The sequence below is a fragment of the Nonlabens ulvanivorans genome (assembly GCF_032922765.1).
Taxonomy (GTDB): Bacteria; Bacteroidota; Bacteroidia; order Flavobacteriales; family Flavobacteriaceae; genus Nonlabens; species Nonlabens ulvanivorans.
On record NZ_CP136694.1, the window covers coordinates 303,471 to 320,914 of the forward strand.

18 protein-coding genes are annotated in these 17,444 nt (G+C 32.5%); all 18 read left to right on the forward strand.

What is annotated here, in order from left to right; translation table 11 throughout:
- The first annotated feature begins 8 nt into the window (after window positions 1-8).
- The gene (locus tag R1T42_RS01305) at window positions 9-869 is read left to right on the forward strand and encodes an ABC transporter permease (protein ID WP_036582100.1); all 861 of its coding nucleotides are present in this window, start codon (window positions 9-11) and stop codon (window positions 867-869) included.
- Complete coding sequence (locus tag R1T42_RS01310) at window positions 869-1,696, forward strand: polysaccharide pyruvyl transferase family protein (RefSeq protein WP_317290989.1); 828 nt, start codon at window positions 869-871, stop codon at window positions 1,694-1,696. Before R1T42_RS01305 ends, R1T42_RS01310 begins: the two co-directional genes overlap by 1 nt.
- Window positions 1,693-2,946 carry an ABC transporter ATP-binding protein gene (locus tag R1T42_RS01315; RefSeq protein WP_042271741.1) on the forward strand — a complete coding sequence of 418 codons (1,254 nt, stop codon included), beginning with the start codon at window positions 1,693-1,695 and terminating at the stop codon, window positions 2,944-2,946. The genes R1T42_RS01310 and R1T42_RS01315 overlap by 4 nt, the downstream gene beginning before the upstream one ends.
- A gap of 25 nt (window positions 2,947-2,971) precedes the next feature.
- Complete coding sequence (locus R1T42_RS01320) at window positions 2,972-4,096, forward strand: glycosyltransferase family 4 protein (RefSeq protein WP_317290990.1); 1,125 nt, start codon at window positions 2,972-2,974, stop codon at window positions 4,094-4,096.
- Window positions 4,097-4,136: 40 nt separating this feature from the next.
- Complete coding sequence (locus R1T42_RS01325; RefSeq protein ID WP_317290991.1) at window positions 4,137-4,991, forward strand: FkbM family methyltransferase; 855 nt, start codon at window positions 4,137-4,139, stop codon at window positions 4,989-4,991.
- On the forward strand, window positions 4,984-6,021 hold the full coding sequence (locus tag R1T42_RS01330; RefSeq protein WP_317291852.1) for a glycosyltransferase family 2 protein: 1,038 nt from the start codon (window positions 4,984-4,986) through the stop codon (window positions 6,019-6,021). Before R1T42_RS01325 ends, R1T42_RS01330 begins: the two co-directional genes overlap by 8 nt.
- The gene (locus tag R1T42_RS01335; RefSeq protein ID WP_317290992.1) at window positions 6,015-6,908 is read left to right on the forward strand and encodes a glycosyltransferase family 2 protein; all 894 of its coding nucleotides are present in this window, start codon (window positions 6,015-6,017) and stop codon (window positions 6,906-6,908) included. Before R1T42_RS01330 ends, R1T42_RS01335 begins: the two co-directional genes overlap by 7 nt.
- 3 nt (window positions 6,909-6,911) lie before the next feature.
- Window positions 6,912-7,871: a glycosyltransferase family 2 protein gene (locus tag R1T42_RS01340; RefSeq protein WP_317290993.1), complete on the forward strand. Its 960-nt coding sequence runs from the start codon at window positions 6,912-6,914 to the stop codon at window positions 7,869-7,871.
- Entirely contained in the window at window positions 7,868-8,836 is a 969-nt protein-coding gene (locus tag R1T42_RS01345) for a glycosyltransferase family 2 protein (protein ID WP_317290994.1), read from the forward strand. Before R1T42_RS01340 ends, R1T42_RS01345 begins: the two co-directional genes overlap by 4 nt.
- Window positions 8,833-9,642 (forward strand): hypothetical protein, encoded by an 810-nt coding sequence (locus tag R1T42_RS01350; protein ID WP_146128664.1) that lies wholly within the window; start codon window positions 8,833-8,835, stop codon window positions 9,640-9,642. The genes R1T42_RS01345 and R1T42_RS01350 overlap by 4 nt, the downstream gene beginning before the upstream one ends.
- A gap of 6 nt (window positions 9,643-9,648) precedes the next feature.
- Complete coding sequence (locus R1T42_RS01355; RefSeq protein WP_317290995.1) at window positions 9,649-10,509, forward strand: glycosyltransferase family 2 protein; 861 nt, start codon at window positions 9,649-9,651, stop codon at window positions 10,507-10,509.
- Between the two features lie 42 nt (window positions 10,510-10,551).
- Window positions 10,552-11,472 carry an NAD-dependent epimerase/dehydratase family protein gene (locus R1T42_RS01360; RefSeq protein ID WP_042292417.1) on the forward strand — a complete coding sequence of 307 codons (921 nt, stop codon included), beginning with the start codon at window positions 10,552-10,554 and terminating at the stop codon, window positions 11,470-11,472.
- Window positions 11,473-11,478: 6 nt separating this feature from the next.
- Entirely contained in the window at window positions 11,479-12,504 is a 1,026-nt protein-coding gene (locus R1T42_RS01365; protein WP_317290996.1) for a hypothetical protein, read from the forward strand.
- A 64-nt stretch (window positions 12,505-12,568) separates the two neighbouring features.
- The gene (wecB, locus tag R1T42_RS01370) at window positions 12,569-13,690 is read left to right on the forward strand and encodes a non-hydrolyzing UDP-N-acetylglucosamine 2-epimerase (RefSeq protein ID WP_317290997.1); all 1,122 of its coding nucleotides are present in this window, start codon (window positions 12,569-12,571) and stop codon (window positions 13,688-13,690) included.
- Window positions 13,683-14,753: a glycosyltransferase family 2 protein gene (locus R1T42_RS01375; RefSeq protein WP_317290998.1), complete on the forward strand. Its 1,071-nt coding sequence runs from the start codon at window positions 13,683-13,685 to the stop codon at window positions 14,751-14,753. Before wecB ends, R1T42_RS01375 begins: the two co-directional genes overlap by 8 nt.
- The gene (locus R1T42_RS01380; protein WP_317290999.1) at window positions 14,746-15,846 is read left to right on the forward strand and encodes a DegT/DnrJ/EryC1/StrS family aminotransferase; all 1,101 of its coding nucleotides are present in this window, start codon (window positions 14,746-14,748) and stop codon (window positions 15,844-15,846) included. Before R1T42_RS01375 ends, R1T42_RS01380 begins: the two co-directional genes overlap by 8 nt.
- Window positions 15,843-16,481, forward strand: a complete 639-nt coding sequence (locus R1T42_RS01385; RefSeq protein WP_317291000.1) for an acetyltransferase — start codon at window positions 15,843-15,845, stop codon at window positions 16,479-16,481. Before R1T42_RS01380 ends, R1T42_RS01385 begins: the two co-directional genes overlap by 4 nt.
- Before the next feature lie 5 nt (window positions 16,482-16,486).
- Entirely contained in the window at window positions 16,487-17,440 is a 954-nt protein-coding gene (locus tag R1T42_RS01390; protein WP_317291001.1) for a glycosyltransferase family 2 protein, read from the forward strand.
- Window positions 17,441-17,444: the final 4 nt, after the last annotated feature.

A 17,444-nucleotide genomic window follows, 5' to 3' on the forward strand; every position in this document is an offset into this window, starting at 1 on the left:
AACAAACTATGAGTAATCAACAAGAATGGCTGTATGAAATCAAGCCTAAGGGCAAGTTAATCGACCTTAATCTCAAAGAGATCTGGCGTTATAGAGATTTGCTTGTGCTATTTATTAAACGCGATATTATTACGGTTTATAAACAAACCATCCTAGGACCATTATGGTTTTTAATACAACCGCTTTTTACTAGTGTTGTTTTTACACTCGTATTTAATGAAGTGGCAGGAATAGATAATGGAATCATTCCTAATTTTTTATTCAACTTAACCGGTTTAACGCTATGGAGTTATTTTAAAGAAGCACTTAATGCGACGAGTAATACCTTTAAATCAAATGCAGGGCTCTTTGGTAAGGTATATTTTCCACGCTTTATAGCGCCGGCGTCTAAGGTGCTATCGGGACTTTTTAAATTTGGAATACAGATTTTAATCCTAGTTATTTTTTATTGTTATTATGTGTTTTACAAAGATGTCGCGATACAGCCATCGGTGTTTTTACCTTTGATCATACTAGTCATATTTATTGTCATACTTATGGCGATGGGAATAGGTATGATTCTATCTGCCTTTACTACTAAGTATAGAGATCTAACCATCCTTATAGGATTTGGCTTAAATCTATTAATGTATTTAAGTGCCGTGATGTATTCTATGGAAGCTGCTCGAGATAAATTAGGAGAATATTATTGGGCAGTAGAGTGGAATCCACTAGCGCATATTATTGAGAGTTACCGCAGTTTATGGTTTGATAATCTAGAGATTCACTGGACTGGAATTTATGTAGGTTTGGGATTAGGACTGGTACTGTTTTTTATAGGATTGATTGTTTTTAATAAAACAGAAAAAACCTTTATAGATACTGTATAATGAGTAAATCGATACGTTTATACTGGTGGAGTGAGGTTTTAATCCAGAAAAAGGATTATGAAAACTACGGTGACCTGTTAGGGAAATACCTTGTGGAAAAAATATCTCACAAAAAAGTAATCTGGCAACGAGCTCACAAGTTTTACCTTCAAAACTTCTGGAAACCATTATACGTGACCATAGGTAGTATTTTAGAGCATATAGGTACGCATTGTACCGTTTGGGGTAGTGGTATTATTTCTAGAGACGCTCAAATAGCTGGCGCAACATTTTTGGCGGTTAGAGGTCCGCTTTCGCGAAAGCGTATACAAGAACTGGGCTACGATTGTCCAGCCGTTTATGGTGATCCTGCATTGCTATTACCGCTGCATTATAACCCTATAGTAGAAAAAGAATACCAATTAGGAATTGTACCACATATTAATGATTATGAACTGGTTCAGGAGTGGTTTAAGGATAATGATGCGGTAAAAATCATTAACTTTAAGACCAATGATGTAGAGCAAACGACTAGCGAGATTATTTCTTGTGAGCGTATTTTATCTTCTTCACTACACGGTATTATAGTAGCGCATGCATATCAAATTCCTGCTGTGCAAGTACAGTTTTCTGACCGCATTTATGGTGATGGAGTCAAGTACTATGATTATTTAATGTCTGTAGGTCTAGAACCATATGATCCAGAATTTATAAGTGAATTGCATAGCGTAGAAATGGGAATAGAAAAGGTGAAGCAACACGAGCAACGATTACCACAAGCTGAAATGATTCAAGAAATTCAAAATAACTTAATGAAAGTATGTCCTTTTAAACCTACTGACTTATGATCGATGATGATATCATTTTAAAAGCAGAGAATATTTCTAAGCAGTACCGTCTAGGTCTGGTAGGAACAGGTACGTTAGGACATGATTTAAACCGTTTCTGGCATAAAGTACGAGGGAAAGAAGATCCTTATTTAAAAATAGGGGCTGTTAACGACCGCAGCGCAACAGCTAGTTCTGACTATGTATGGGCATTAAGAGATATCAATTTTGAGGTAAAACGTGGTGAGATATTAGGAATCATAGGTAAAAATGGTGCTGGTAAATCGACCTTACTCAAAATTTTATCGCGAGTCACGAGTCCTACCACAGGATCTATAAAAACTCGAGGACGCATCGCAAGTTTATTAGAAGTAGGAACTGGTATGCATCCAGAACTTACCGGTAGAGAAAACATTTTTCTCAATGGTGCTATCCTGGGAATGACTAAAAGCGAAATAGCAAGTAAGATTGATGAAATCGTTGAGTTCTCTGGTTGTCAAATGTATATAGACACGCCTGTAAAAAGATACTCCAGTGGAATGCGCGTGCGATTAGGATTTGCCGTAGCCGCATTTTTAGAGCCCGATATTCTTGTAGTAGATGAAGTACTCGCAGTAGGTGATGCCGAGTTTCAAAAAAAGGCCATAGGGAAAATGCAAGATATTTCTAGTTCTGGTGGTCGTACAGTGCTTTTTGTGAGTCATAACATGACATCGATAAGACAATTATGTACTAAGGCTATTTTACTTAAAAATGGTTCTGTTTCTTTTGAAGGTAAAACTGAAAAAGCTGTGAATTTATATATGGCCGACAATAAAAAAGAGAAGACTAAAGGGATTAAAAGTGATATTATTAATAGCTTAAAATTTTTTAAGGATAATGTCGAGAGTGATACATTTTATATTGGCGATGATATTAATGTTGAGGTGGATTTTCATGATTTTAAATTAAATATAGATTTGAATTATTGCTTTCTTGCTTTTTCTGATAGTAATGAAAGACGAGTTCTATCGGTAGGTACTCATCAAGACGGTTCATTTAATAAACTTATAGAGCCTAATTCAACATTGAAAAGCACTATCTTAAATGTAAACATTAAGCAAGGAGATTATGATGTTCTATTAGCCGTAGGAACTAAAACTCCTCGACAAAACTTTGAAATAATTGAGTTTGCTGGAAAGCTCACCATATTGAACAACGATTACTTTAAAACAGGTGAAGATCTTTTACATGGTCAAGGAGATGTTATTTTAAAGTCTAGTTGGAGTTGAATTAAGTAGAATAAAATTTGTTTCAATGAATAAAACTATAGTGGTTGTACCAACAGATCCCGTAAAAGCTTATGATAGAAAGGGTACTTCTGGAGTAGTTAAAAGAATCTATAACCCTAACAATTACTTTGATGAAGTAATTATTCTGTCACCATTTGAGGATGAAGAATTTGTTTGGGAAGGCTTAAAAGTAATTCCAACAAAAACTTATGTAGAGTTTCAAAAGCATTTAAAAAGAATTAATCCTCTATTTGTAAGAGTATATGGTTCATATCATAGTTGCACATTCGCTATTCACGCAAGACTTCTTAAATATCCTATTGTTGTAAGTATACATGATGATAGAGATAGTTTTATTCACGATAGTATTAAATATGCTGATAGGATTCTAGCTGTTAGTGATGTCTTAAAGGATATTTTGATTGTAAAAGGAGTTAAGAAGAATAAAATTACCGTGATAGGCAATAGAATTGATTATTCTACTTTCAAGCCTTTAGAAGGTAATTCTCATAACTCAATTGTTTTACCAAAAGGTAGAAATATTTTACATATTGGTAAAAAGACAAATCAAAAAAATTTAGACAATGTTATAAAGGCGCTGACTTTCCTGCCAAAAGACGTTAATTTGATTGCAATAGGAAGAGGTGATGACAGTGTTTACCAAGAAATCGCAGAAGAATATGGTGTTGAAAAACGCTTAGTTCTAAAACAGTTTATACCAAATCATGAACTTAATAATTTGTATAATTCATGTGAAGTATTCTGTGTTCCAAGTAGAAATGAGGGTTTTGGTGTTGTTTTTATTGAAGCCGCTGCAGCAGGTTCTAAAATCGTCACTAGTAATAAAAAACCTATGAGTGATATTTTACCTCGTGAGTTTAAAAATGTTTTTTTAGTTGATAATTTTGAGTCGCCAGAAGATTTAGCTAAGTCAATAAATCAAGCTCTTGCAGTTAGAAAAAGTGACGTTAAATCAGATGCCATAAGACTAAGAGGAATTCATAAAGAGAAATATAGTTTTGAAGCAGTTGCAACAAAAGAGGTTAGTATATATCAAAATTATCAGGCCCAAACTACTGGCCTATCTTTGTTTATTAAATCAAAAGTTTTCACAACTATTTCAAAATTGAGGCAAAAATTTAATCACTAATCTATCCTAGGCTTTATGAGTTATTTTAAATTATTTAAGAATGATTAAGAAAAAGGTTAAAAATATATTGAAATCTCTTGGGTTAGAGATAAGAAGGATTGGCAATGATAAATTTGAAAATGTAAAATCTTCAAAGGTTCCTATGTATCATAGGAATTTGAAAAAAAAGCACATTGATTTTGTGATAGATAAAAAAGTTGCTGGGGTTGATTTAGTAAGGTTGGATGGATTTGAATTTAATATTAAAACAGATGAAGAATATTATATTCTCAACGAAGTCTTTTATGAAGATTGTTATAATTTAACCTTACCTAGTAATTCTGTGTTTTTTGATATTGGATTAAATGTGGGAATTACGTCAATTTATTTTGCCCGAAAAGTTGAAGTCAATGCAATATATTCTTTTGAGCCAGTCCTAGAAACATTTGACGATGCAAAGATAAATATAGGTCTAAATAATGATGCTAAAAGTAAAACAACTATTTTTAATTTTGGTTTAGGTCGTGATACTAAAAAGGTCAATTTTAATTATAATCCAGAGTTTAAAGGAAGTGTCGGAGTTATTAAATCTCACAATATTGAATCAAGTGGGGATAAAAATCAAGTGGTAGAAGTTGATATTGTCAACGCAACTGAATGTTTAGAGCCTCTTATTCAGAAGCATAAAGATGAAACAAAGATTCTTAAAATTGATTGTGAAGGCGGCGAATTTGAAATTATTCAAAATTTATTTGAAAGTCAGTTGATTAATCAATTTCAAATAATATTAGTGGAATGGCATCAGCGTAGTCCTAAGAGCATAATAAATCAATTAAAAAAATCCAATTTTGCCATACATGAAAAGAGTGTCTCTAGTGCTTTAGGTATGATTTATGCTTTCAAAATTAATGGTTAGTAACAACGATTTAATATCAATAATACTTCCGGTGTACAACGGTGAGAATTACATAGCTCATACGTTAGCTAGTTGTATGAAGCAAACATATGAAAACTGGGAATTGATAGTAGTTAACGATTGTTCTACAGATTCTACACTTGAATTAATTGAAGAGTACTCTAAAAAAGATCCACGAATACTTATTGTAAATAATAAAACAAACCAAAAACTACCAAAGAGTTTGAATGTAGGCCATCAGATGGCAAAAGGTGAATTGATGACATGGATATCTCATGATAATATTTTTGACATTAATTTTCTCGAAAGAATGCGCTATCATTTAAGCTCTACACGTTCTGATATTGTTTATTCTGACTTTCAAATTATTGATAAGGAAGAAGTAATTACTGGAACCAGAAAATTATCCAGCTTAGATAATCTTTTATTAGGAAATCCTATACAGGCCTCATTCCTTTATAAACGAGAAGTTTTCAAATCTCTAAACGGTTATGATGAGAATTTGTTTCTGGTAGAAGATTATGACTTTTGGCTCAGAGCAAGTTTAAACTTTAAATTTTCACATTGTAATGAACAACTTTATTTTTTTAGAAAACACGAATCAAGTTTAACTGAAAATATTAACAGAAACACGACAAAGTTTCAACAGTATTCCAAAGCTTTGACAATGTCTTATGGTAATTTAAATAATAATATGTTTTCAGAAACCACGGTGGATTTATTGGTTAATTTACATTTGACTGATCGTAAATCATCAAAACTGAGTGGTTATAAAGTAATTAAATTTTTGAATTTAACCATTGAAGAAATTAGTGAGTTTGAAAAAGTAATAGGGTTAACAAAAACTAGTTGCAGCAAAGTTTTGATTGAAAAAATCAAAAAAAACATCTTCAATGGTCGTATTGAAATTAGTCTATGTGCACTGTTATACTGCTCTTTTTACTGGCCTGAGACTTTGTTGTTAAAGAATAATTATAATTTTAAGAGACTTGTTAGGAGTTATTTAAATAACCCACTTCGAATATGCTAGCCATTGCCATCTGTACCTATAACCGTGTGAAGCTTTTAAAAAAGTGCCTGGATGCTTTATTACCGCAAGTAAATCGAGATGATGTTGAGGTGATTGTAATTGATAATAATTCAAAAGACACTACTAAAGGTTTAGTTGAAGGTTTACAAAAGGAATATTCTTTTCTCAAATATGTTTTTGAAGAAAAGCAAGGATTGTCAGTTGCGCGTAACACAGCATGGCAACAGTCCAGTGCCACATGGATCGCTTATCTCGATGATGATGGAATACCGCATGATAATTATCTAAAGCGATTGATTTATGTAATAGAGAACTATGATTTTGATTGCTTTGGAGGAATGTATTATGGGTATTACGAAGATGAAAAGCCACGGTGGATCTCTAATGATTTTGGAACTAAAAAATTGATACGAGATGATATAGGTGTTATTGAAAAGAATACGCTTTCTGGTGGTATTTTTAATGTAAAACGTGATCTCCTCGAGCTTTTAGATGGGTTTAAATTGGACTATGGAATGACAGGAACTGTCATGAGATATGGTGAAGAAAGTGAATTGCAGTATCGCATAAGAGAAAAAGGTTTTGTCATAGGTTTTGATCCAGAATTGAAAATGGATCATATTGTTCATTCTTCTAAGCTGGCTTTAGGATGGCATTTAAAAAGAATTTATACAGAGTATCGAGATAGCGCCGTATTAAAGACAAATGATAAGAATATATTTGATTTGATAAAAGTGTTTGTAATATCAATCTTTAAAGAGTTGCCTCGTTGTTTTAAGAAATGGTTTTTTAAAAAGGATTATTACTTTCAAAATTTCATCATTGACTTTTTGAGGCCTTCAATAATCTCACTGGGAACATTAAATAATTCTATTCTAAGAAAATAAATAATGATCAGTATAATCATACCTGTTTTTAATAGAGTGGATCTAGTGAAAGATACATTGGGTTCTATTACTCAACAGTCTTATCAAAACTGGGAATGTGTCATAGTTGATGATGGTAGTACTGATGGTAGTCAAAATGCCATTCAAAATTTTATAGCAATAGATAAGAGGTTTCAATTCATTCAAAGGCCTCAAGAGGTGCAAAAGGGAGCGCCATCTTGTAGAAATATGGGTTTAAGTCATGCCACTGGCGACTACATACAGTTTTTTGATAGTGATGATATTATGATTCCTTCTATGTTAGAAGATAAGTTGGCATTACTGGAGAGTGGAGATTACGACTATGTAATATCTAAAACTCATGGCTTTCAACACCCAAATGTTTCAGATATTATCGTGAGTTATGACAAGTATTATCGATTTGATTCTTTTGGAATAACAAACTATAATTATGTGAGTCAACATATCAACTGGCTTACTCCCGATTTTTTAGGGAAGTCTTTTCTCTTTGAAAACTTAAGGTTTAATGAGAATCTTAAATCAGGCCAAGAGTTTAATTTGTTTTCAAAATTAACGTTGAAGACCTGCAAAGCGGTAGTTTTAGATAAAATCACAACACTGAGAAGGATGCATGATTCATCTATACGTTCTAAATTAAATAAAGATTCAAAGAAATTAGTAAAACAGAAATCTGAACTGTTCAAAGAAACTTATGTAGAGTTAAGTGAAAGTGAAGTGAATCAGGAATCTTTAGATAGTATTATTCTCCAAATGGCAGAAAATTACCTTGTCAACTCTCATGTTACCAATGAGTTTAGTTTTATGATTGCTAAGTTAATAAGCATAAAAGGGTTTTTATTTGCAATACAATATTGTGCATACCTCTTTATTTTTAGCAAGTTGAATAAGGGATTTTCATTAAAAAAGAATCTTTTAAACGGCCTTGTAAGGGATGAGCTATGAGAAATCAGAACACCACATATTTAGTGAGTATTATCATCCCTGTTTTTAATAGGGAAGCGCTTATCGTTGAGACCTTACATAGTATTAAGAATCAAACCTACCTAAATTGGGAATGTATTCTTGTAGATGATGGTAGTACAGATCAAACAATAGAAGTGATAAAATCTTTTATAGAAAAAGATCAAAGGTTTGTTTTATTAAAACGTCCAGAGCTTGAAGAGAAAGGGGCAAACGTTTGTAGAAATATTGGGATGGCTAAATCTAGTGGTGATTACCTTGTCTTTTTTGATAGTGACGATTTGATGGTTTCTACTTATCTAGAAAAACAATTACATAATATAGTAAATAATAACGCTGATTTTAGTGTTTGTAAAATGGATTTTTTTGAGAAAAATGACCACTATTTTACTCGGGAAAAACCTTGCTATCATAAAGAATTATGGGAAAACTACGTCACTAGACAATTAACCATCTTAACCGGTTCTGTGATGTGGAGTAAAGCCTTCTTGAGTTTACATGGTATGAGTTTTAATATAAAGCTTCAAGCGGCTCAAGAATGGGATTTTATATCTAGAGCACTATTACATAGTCCTGTTCATGCATTTGCAGATTCTTTGCTTTATCATTCTAGAATGCATGAAGATTCTATTTCTTATGCAGACCATAAGTTGAGAATAAGAGAATCTAGTTATGTGCTAGCAAGAAAATTATATTACAGTGAATTTCATGAAATTTTTACGGATCGACTTAAATTGTACTTTCAGAAATATTTCAAGGACGAGTTTAAGAAGAAGCAAAGATTTGGATGGATAAGTGAAGCTCTAGATTTATATTTTTATAATCTGAAGTATTTTTATTCCTCTAGGTTTTTGATAGTAGGAATATTAAGTATATTCAGTTTTTTCTTTTTTAAGAAAGGTGAAAATTTATTAAAGTTGTTAGATTTTAAGAAATTACAATCATGATGAAGGTATTGAGTGTCTTAGTAAATTTTGGTGAAGAGCAGTTGTCTTACTTAAAAGAGGTTGTTGAGGAACTAAAAAGCTTTAAGAAGTATGAAGTATATATCGTGGTACAATCTAACATACCGCTCGATATAGAAGGAATAGATGAGGTGAATGTTGTAAAATTAGAAGATTATCAGCTATTACCATTAACCTGTAGATCTGTCATTTGGAAATATAGAAATGATTATGAATTGTTTCTTTATGGAGAAAATGATCACTTATTTAAAGAGCATCACTTAGATAATCATATCAAGTATTCTAATATCTTGCCTAAAAATCGCATCGCTGGATTGATTCAGTATGAATTTAATGATTTAGGGCGCTATTATCCTGCGTATCATTTAGATTTTGACTGGGATTTTAATTCTGTCGAAGAACATGGAGGCAAACTCTTTGCTCATTTTTCAAATTTGCATCAGGCTACTTTTATAATTACGAAGGATCAACTTGAAAAATTGGGTCAGGCTATTGACTTTACAACTTTAGTGGATGAGAAACCGTCATTGGTTTCTAAGGTCGTCATCAAGTTCAAAAAACTCACAGGAATTCAAGTAACTAGAGCGAGTAGTTATAGTGTGAAATGTAAAGTGAATACAGATTTATATCGCTATGGCGGAATGAAGAAAGTAATTTGTATTACTGATTTTGAAGAAAATCTTATTCACCATTTACCTAATCTTTATATAGATGGAGATAAAGGAAGGCTCAAACTAAGATCTGACGAAATGAGAATGACCGATGCCTTAAAGCGTCTCTTAAATTAAGTATCCATGCAGTTATCGGTTGTGATTTTATCAAATATTACAGATTCAGCTTCTGCTGAGCTACTCGTGGATGCGGTAAGTTCTTTATCCAGTAGTATTTCACATAATGATTATGAAGTCATTGTAGTTGAAAGTGGAGATCTTTTTCAATCAGAAAATATCATTGGTAAACGAGGTATTGTTATAGCTTATGACTTTAAAGATTTTAACTTTCACAAAGCATTGAATCAAGGGTTTATAAAAGCAAGAGGTGAATATGTTTGTTTCAGCAATAACGATGTGATTTTTCATGAAAACTGGTTTGAAAATATTAAAAACGTTTTAGAAAAAAACGGTTTAAATGCTGGTTCACCAGTAGATCCTAAGGATGATAAACTATGGATGTTTGATAAAAGTAATTTGAGTTTTATAGAAGGTTATGAAATTCAAAAATTTTTTAAAGGATGGTGTTTTGTAATTGAAAATCAATCGATGAAACGCTTGAAGAAATTTGATGAAAGATTTCAGTTTTATTTTGCAGATAATGACTTTGTTCTAGAACTACTTAAGTTTAATATAAGACATGCTGTGGTACTGAATTCCTTTGTGGAGCATAGGGAAAAGCATCAGGTTAAAATGATCGAAAACCTAGAAGAACTAAAAGAAATAAATGGTCGCTTATTTGATACTATTCCACCCGAAATCATCGAAAATAAGCATTTTTGGAAAATCCAAAATACTAAAATGACTGCTGGGCTTATAGAATTTCATAAAAAATGGGGTACTATGTCCATGTTACACAGAAAATTTAAAATTGCCCTTTTGCTAACTAAATATAGGCTTGGATTCTTGAACAGATTGGTTCTATTCTCCAGTCATCAAAGTTGATTTATAATGAGGTTAAAACCATATTAAAGTATATTTGTAAATATGAATAAAACATTAATCACCGGAGTAGCTGGAAATGTAGGAAGTGCTCTTGCTCATTACCTTTTAAAAAAAGGACATCAAGTAGTAGGTGTAGATAATTTGAGTACTGGGAGTATTTCAAAATTACCTGAGGACAAGAACTTTACTTTTATAAAATTAGATGTTAATATATATGAGGAACTTGCAGAGGTAATGTTATCTCATAAATTTGATTATGTCTTTCATTATGCTGCTATGGTAGGAGTTCAACGCACTCTTGATAATCCTATTAAAGTTTTAGAAGATATCGATGGGATTAAAAATATATTACGATTAAGTAAAAATACAGGAGTACAAAAAGTAGCATACTCGTCGAGTAGTGAGGTTTATGGAGAGCCAGTGAGCTTACCCCAAATTGAAGATGAGACACCTTTAAATTCTAAGTTGCCCTACGCGGTAGTCAAGAATCTAGGTGAAGCATATTTTAGGTCCTATTATCAGGAATATGGATTAGACTATACTATTTTTAGATTTTTCAACACCTATGGTCCACAACAAAGTCAAGATTTTGTGATTCCTAAATTACTTCATCAAGCGCTTCATAATGAAGATATCACGATCTATGGAGATGGATTGCAATCTAGAACTTTTTGTTACATAGATGATAATATTGAGGCTAGTTATCGCATCTTCAGTGATGATTCCTTAAAGAACGACGTGTTCAATATAGGAAGTGATTTGGTTTATAATATTAAAGAACTCGTAGATGTTATTCTGAAAGTCACAGGTAGCAACTCGCAAATCATACACTTACCTGCACTAGAAGAAGGTGATATGACGCGCAGACAGCCTGATAATTCAAAAATGAAAGCTATTTTAAATAGAAAATTAATAACACTAGAAAATGGAATCGTTAAATTAATGGAGCATCTTAAAAAATAAGCTCTTATGCGCATAGGACGTAGTAATACCCATGATAAAAAGTATGAAGGAAATAAAGCGCAACATAGAGTTATCGTTCCTTTATACATTCCGCATGAAGAAGATTATTATAAAGATTCTTTTAAGATATTTAAAGCCTGTGTTTTAAGTTTAAGAAAAACTACTAGCGCTGGTACACCTATAAGTGTTATTGCAAATGGCTGCTCACCATCCATTCATGAGAAGTTACTCGGTCTGCAAAATGAAGGACTTATTGATGAATTACTTCTTGAAACAGAACAATTAGGAAAAGTAAATAGTTTACGTCGAGTGATAGGTGCTAGCGATGAACCCTACGTTACCATAACAGATGGTGATGTGATGTTTTTAAAAAATTGGGATCTAGAAGTAGCTGCCGTTTTTAAAAATTTTCCTCGAGCAACGGCAGTTTCTCCAGTGCCTGTTTTTAAAACTTTCAATCAATTTACGAGTAATATTTGGTTGGAAAATTTATGGTCTGGTAGAGTTAAATTTAAGACGCCAGGTGATCCTGAAGGATTAGAGAAGTTTGCTAATAGTATAGGATGGTCTTATCTTAATGATGAGCAAAAAAACACCATACTTACTATATCTGACGGAACTTCCCAAGCTATTGTAGGTTGCAGTCACTTCTGTACTACTTATAAAAGAGAGGCTTTGTTATTTGCACCACAAGTGCCGTCAGAATTTTTATTGAGTGGAAATTCTGAAGGGGTTTATTTAGACATACCTACTATTAAAAACGATGGATACAGACTTTCCTGTTTTAAAAACCATGCCTATCACTTGGGTAATACTTGGGAATCATGGATGGATACGGAATTGGAGGCTTTAGAAAGCAGCACGCCATCTTTAGTTGAATGGTCTGTTTATAAAAAATTATCTCAAAAGAAATTTAGCTATTGGTTAAAATTTGAATTTTTTAAAAAAATTCTTTTCAGAAAAAGGTTTTACAATTATGCAATGAATAGATTCAAGGTTCCTGTAATCTATAAAGAACATTATTTAAAATAGAATGGAAAAACTCACTATCGTTATTCCTAATAATAAGGATTTGAAGATCATTAACTAAAGTAGCATGAAAAAGATACTAATTGTTATTGGAACCAGACCTGAGGCTATTAAAATGGCACCTGTCGTTAAGACATTTTTAAATTTACCTAATGAGTTTGATACACATTTATGTGTAACTGGACAACACAGGCAAATGTTAGATCAGGTTTTAGATTTCTTTAATTTGATTCCAGACACTGATTTAAATGTTATGCAACCTAATCAAAGTCTAAGTACTTTGTCTAGTCGTTTAATGGATGGTATCACATCTGTGATTAATAGTTTTAATCCAGATTTTGTTTTTGTTCATGGAGATACAAGTACGGCGATGATTGCGGCATTGTGTTCGTTTTATCTTCAAAAAAAGATTGTTCATATTGAGGCTGGATTACGAACTTACAATATTAATTCACCATTTCCAGAGGAAGCAAATCGACAAATTATATCTAGACTCGCATCTTTACACATTGCACCAACTTTAAATTGTAAGATGGCGCTGATAGAAGAGAAAATCCCTAAAAAAAATATTATTGTTACAGGTAATACCGTAATAGATGCCTTGTTTTTAGGATTGAAAATTGTGGAGAATTCTCCTTCTAGAAAATTATTAGAATTTAAAAGAGAAATTAAGAATTCAAAAGTTATTTTAGTAACGAGCCATAGAAGAGAGAATCAAGGTTTAGGTATTCTTGAAATATGCAAAGCTTTGAAAATCATCGCTAATGATTTCCCCGAATTTCAAATTATTTTTCCTGTCCATCTAAACCCTAAAATACTGACTCCTGTTTATGAAGAACTAAGTGGTCTAGATAATATTACATTATTAGAACCTTTAGATTATGAGCTTTTTATTTGGATGATGAAACGTAGTTTTTTAATTATTACAGATAGTGGTGGTATTCAAGAGGAAGCACCTTCACTAAATAAACCTGTTATAGTAATGCGAGACATTACCGAACGTCAGGAAGCTGTAGAAAGCGGAGCAGTAGTTCTAGTTGGAAATAAGAAAGAGCGTATTGTTAATGAGGTACGTAAATTAATTAATAATAAAGATTATTATGATAAAATGGCTAGTGCTTTAAATCCTTATGGGAATGGAAATGCAGTCAGTGAAATCATTGATTTAATTAGAGAATTGGATGGATAATATACTCACTATCGTTATTCCTAATCGCAATCGGGATTTAAAAATCGTAAAACAATCGTTAAAATCTATTCATCCTCAACTAATAGATCATGTAACGGTTACTCTCGTGGATTATGGTAGTGCTCTTTCATACCAGGGCCAGCTCAAGGAACTTATTGATGGTTTTAAAGGAATAAAATTGATTACTTGCCCAGTTCAAGGTCAGCTATGGAATAAATCGCGCTGCATTAATTTGATATTAAAAAACACGACAGCAACACATTTAATGGTGTCAGACATGGACTTAATATGGCATCCGGATTTTTTAGAAACAATGGTGCCGCAGCTCGATAATAAGAGTACATCTTATTTCCCAGTTGGTTTTATGTCTCAAGAAGAGTCTGTGAAGGATGTGAGTTTTGATCAAAGAACCATCAAGTTTATGTCTAATAAAGAAGCTACTGGAATCTCTGTTTTTCCAGTTCATCAGCTGTTAGAAATTAATGGTTTTGATGAGTTTTATCACGGTTGGGGCAGTGAGGACACAGATGTTCATTTGCGATTGAGAAATGCTGGTTATGAAGTCCGCTTCCGCGAAAGCGAGATTTACTTTAAACATCAATGGCATGAAAAGGCTTATAGAAGTTTAAATCTAGGATCTATATTTCACACACAACTTGAAAAAATCAATCATCAACGTACCGAAATCGTTAAAAAACACAAACTTGTCCAGTCAAACCTACATCATAGTTTTGGACTCATGCCTGTTGAGCAAGATTATGGTAGACTAGAGACTACTGAAGAATTAATATCTGTAAACTTTGAGAAGAACAATGTGATTGCCACGCTAGCTAGTTTGCCTAATATAGGTCTTAACAAAGTGATTGAGATTCATTTTATAAAAGAGGAAGTTTCATGGACTGCTAAAATCAAGAATTATTTAAAGCCCAAACAATATTTTCTAGATGCCACAGCCGTAAACGATATGATACTTCTAGAAATAGTCAATCGTTATAGAAACTTACCTTATTTTTATAGTTATTCAAAAGAGTCTATATCTCTTAAAATTATGCTTTGTGAGTAGTTCAGATAAAAAACCAATCTATGTTACTAAATCATTTATTCCACCTATAGAGGAGTATCAAAAAAATGTAGATCGAGCATTTAAAAAAGAGTGGTTGACTAATCGAGGTGAACTAGTTCTAGAGCTTGAACATAAATTACAGGATTATCTAGGTGTGAATCAAATCACGTTGCATACTAATGGGACTTTACCTATTCAAATAGCCCTAAAAGCACTCGGTATTCATAAAGAAGTAATTACAACTCCATTTAGTTACGTCGCTACAACGAGTGCCATAATTTGGGAAGGAGCAAAGCCCGTTTTTGCAGACATAGACCAGGAACACTGGACTATCGATCCTAAAAGAATAGAAGAGAAAATAACTGAAAACACTCAGGCTATTCTTGCGACTCATGTTTTTGGTAATCCATGTGATATTGAAGCTATTGAAGAAATTGCACTAAAACATGGGTTAATCGTAATTTATGACGCTGCACATAGTTTTGGTGTGAATTATAAAGGTGAAAGCTTGTTTAATTATGGACATGTAAGTACTTGTAGTTTTCATGCCACCAAATTATTTCACACGGCCGAAGGTGGAGCTTCCTTCTGTAACGATGAAAAATTAAAACATCAACTTTTTTACCATCATAATTTTGGACATAACGGTGCTGAGGAGTTCCATGGATTAGGTATTAACTCTAAGATGAGTGAGTTGCAGGCAGCCATGGGTTTAACCGTATTGCCTCACATGGAAATGATTTTATCAAAAAGAGAAGCTGTAAGTAAACGATATGAAGAACTTCTTTCAAATGTGGAAATTACTTTCATAGAATGGAGAAAAGGAGCTACTAGAAATTATTCTTATTTCCCGGTCTTGTTTCCCAGTCATCAAATCATGACTCAAGTAAAAGAAGCTCTCGAAAAAAATAAAATTTTTCCTAGACGTTATTTTTATCCTAGTTTAAATAAATTACCATATTTAGATCATCTAGTTACTATGCCAGTAGCTGAGGATATCGCTGATAGAATTCTATGTTTGCCATTATCTCATAATATTTTAGGATCTGATGTGGATAGAATTATTGAAATAATAATAAAAGAGATGCTATGATAGTTATAGGTTCTAAAGGGTTTGCAAAAGAAATACTGGAAGTCATACTGGAGGGAAAATTTTCTTCATCTAGTTTGTCATTCTTTGATAACATTAATAATTACGACAACAATGTTCTATTTGATAAATTTAAAATCTTAGTTTCTTTTCAAGAAGTGCAAGAATATTTTAAACTTCATGCAGATTCAAGGTTTACATTAGGAATAGGAAATCCACATAATAGAAAAAAACTTACTGCTGTTTTTGAGGATTTAGGTGGTTTAAATACAACTTTTATTTCTAAATACTCAAGAATAGGGAGTTTTGACACAACTATTGGTAATGGTGTTCAAGTGATGCAAGGCACAGTTATTACGAACAGTGTAATGATAGGTAATGGTTGTTTAATCAATCTTAATTGTACCATAGGACATGATACAAAAGTAGGATCCTTTAGTGAGCTTTCTCCAGCTGTAAATGTTTCTGGTAGATGTACCATTGGTGACCTAGTAAGCTTAGGGACTGGAGCGATTGTTTTACCAGACATTACTATAGGAGATAACGCCACTATAGGTGCTGGTGCTGTAGTGACAGAAAATATTCCTGCAAATGCAGTTGCAGTAGGTGTTCCTGCTCGAGTTATTAAATACAAATAAGAATTATGAAGGTTTCTGTATGTATGATTACTTATGGTCATGCTTCATATATAGGCCAGGCAATTGAAGGAGTGCTTTCCCAAGAAACGAATCACGAGATAGAATTAATCATAGCAGATGATACATCACCTGATGCTACTGAAAGTATTGTGAATCAATTTATGGTAAATAACACTTCTCAAATCCATATCAAATATTATAGGCATGCTACTAATGTAGGTGCGATGGAAAATTTATTATTTGCCATTAAAAAGTGTACTGGAGATTTTATCGCTATGTGTGAAGGTGATGACTACTGGATGGACAACTCCAAAATAGAGCAACAAGTCGATTTTTTAGCTCAAAACCCGCAGTACAGCTTATCATATACTCATTCTTTATTTTTAAATAATTCCAGTGGTACGCTATCAGATCATCCACTTCGCAAACCTTTAACAAGCAAAAAAGCAAACGCTAGACGAATGCTTGATTCAAAATTTGTAGAATTTGCTACCTCAGTGTATCCTTCACAGGTACTATTTAATATTATTGATTGTATCAAACATGAATTAAAAAATGCCATCATAGCAGATACTAGAATTTTTCTTGAAGCAACTTTATTAGGTGATTTTCATTACATTGATCAACCTATGTCTGTATACAGGATATTGGAAGATAGTGCAAGCCATTCTAATAAGGCTGAGAAGTTTATTAAAATCAAAAAAGATTCTTTACTATGTAGAGAGCAATTTGCAGAAAGAAATAAACTACCTGAATCATGGTTGCAACATTATTTAAAGGGGCATAACACTTCATTTATTAATCGCGCTTATTTTGTTAAAAACAATAGGGATCGTGTTGAATTAATGAAAGAGATTAAGTTAGGGAGTTTAAAAAATCTATTTCAATTGAAACCTAGGGTTATTCTTAAGTATGTTTTAGTTATTATTGGAATACATAACTTAATTAAAAAGAAGTAGCGCA

Excerpts from the sequence above, each read along its gene's own strand:
- R1T42_RS01390 (WP_317291001.1), top strand. The coding sequence starts at position 16,487 with ATGAAGGTTTCTGTATGTATGATTACTTATGGTCATGCTTCATATATA.
- R1T42_RS01325 (WP_317290991.1), top strand. The coding sequence starts at position 4,137 with ATGATTAAGAAAAAGGTTAAAAATATATTGAAATCTCTTGGGTTAGAG.
- R1T42_RS01330 (WP_317291852.1), top strand. The coding sequence starts at position 4,984 with ATGGTTAGTAACAACGATTTAATATCAATAATACTTCCGGTGTACAAC.
- R1T42_RS01335 (WP_317290992.1), top strand. The coding sequence starts at position 6,015 with ATGCTAGCCATTGCCATCTGTACCTATAACCGTGTGAAGCTTTTAAAA.
- R1T42_RS01365 (WP_317290996.1), top strand. The coding sequence starts at position 11,479 with ATGCGCATAGGACGTAGTAATACCCATGATAAAAAGTATGAAGGAAAT.
- R1T42_RS01375 (WP_317290998.1), top strand. The coding sequence starts at position 13,683 with ATGGATAATATACTCACTATCGTTATTCCTAATCGCAATCGGGATTTA.
- wecB (WP_317290997.1), top strand. The coding sequence starts at position 12,569 with ATGAAAAAGATACTAATTGTTATTGGAACCAGACCTGAGGCTATTAAA.
- R1T42_RS01320 (WP_317290990.1), top strand. The coding sequence starts at position 2,972 with ATGAATAAAACTATAGTGGTTGTACCAACAGATCCCGTAAAAGCTTAT.
- R1T42_RS01350 (WP_146128664.1), top strand. The coding sequence starts at position 8,833 with ATGATGAAGGTATTGAGTGTCTTAGTAAATTTTGGTGAAGAGCAGTTG.
- R1T42_RS01360 (WP_042292417.1), top strand. The coding sequence starts at position 10,552 with ATGAATAAAACATTAATCACCGGAGTAGCTGGAAATGTAGGAAGTGCT.
- R1T42_RS01310 (WP_317290989.1), top strand. The coding sequence starts at position 869 with ATGAGTAAATCGATACGTTTATACTGGTGGAGTGAGGTTTTAATCCAG.
- R1T42_RS01305 (WP_036582100.1), top strand. The coding sequence starts at position 9 with ATGAGTAATCAACAAGAATGGCTGTATGAAATCAAGCCTAAGGGCAAG.
- R1T42_RS01340 (WP_317290993.1), top strand. The coding sequence starts at position 6,912 with ATGATCAGTATAATCATACCTGTTTTTAATAGAGTGGATCTAGTGAAA.
- R1T42_RS01385 (WP_317291000.1), top strand. The coding sequence starts at position 15,843 with ATGATAGTTATAGGTTCTAAAGGGTTTGCAAAAGAAATACTGGAAGTC.
- R1T42_RS01355 (WP_317290995.1), top strand. The coding sequence starts at position 9,649 with ATGCAGTTATCGGTTGTGATTTTATCAAATATTACAGATTCAGCTTCT.
- R1T42_RS01315 (WP_042271741.1), top strand. The coding sequence starts at position 1,693 with ATGATCGATGATGATATCATTTTAAAAGCAGAGAATATTTCTAAGCAG.
- R1T42_RS01345 (WP_317290994.1), top strand. The coding sequence starts at position 7,868 with ATGAGAAATCAGAACACCACATATTTAGTGAGTATTATCATCCCTGTT.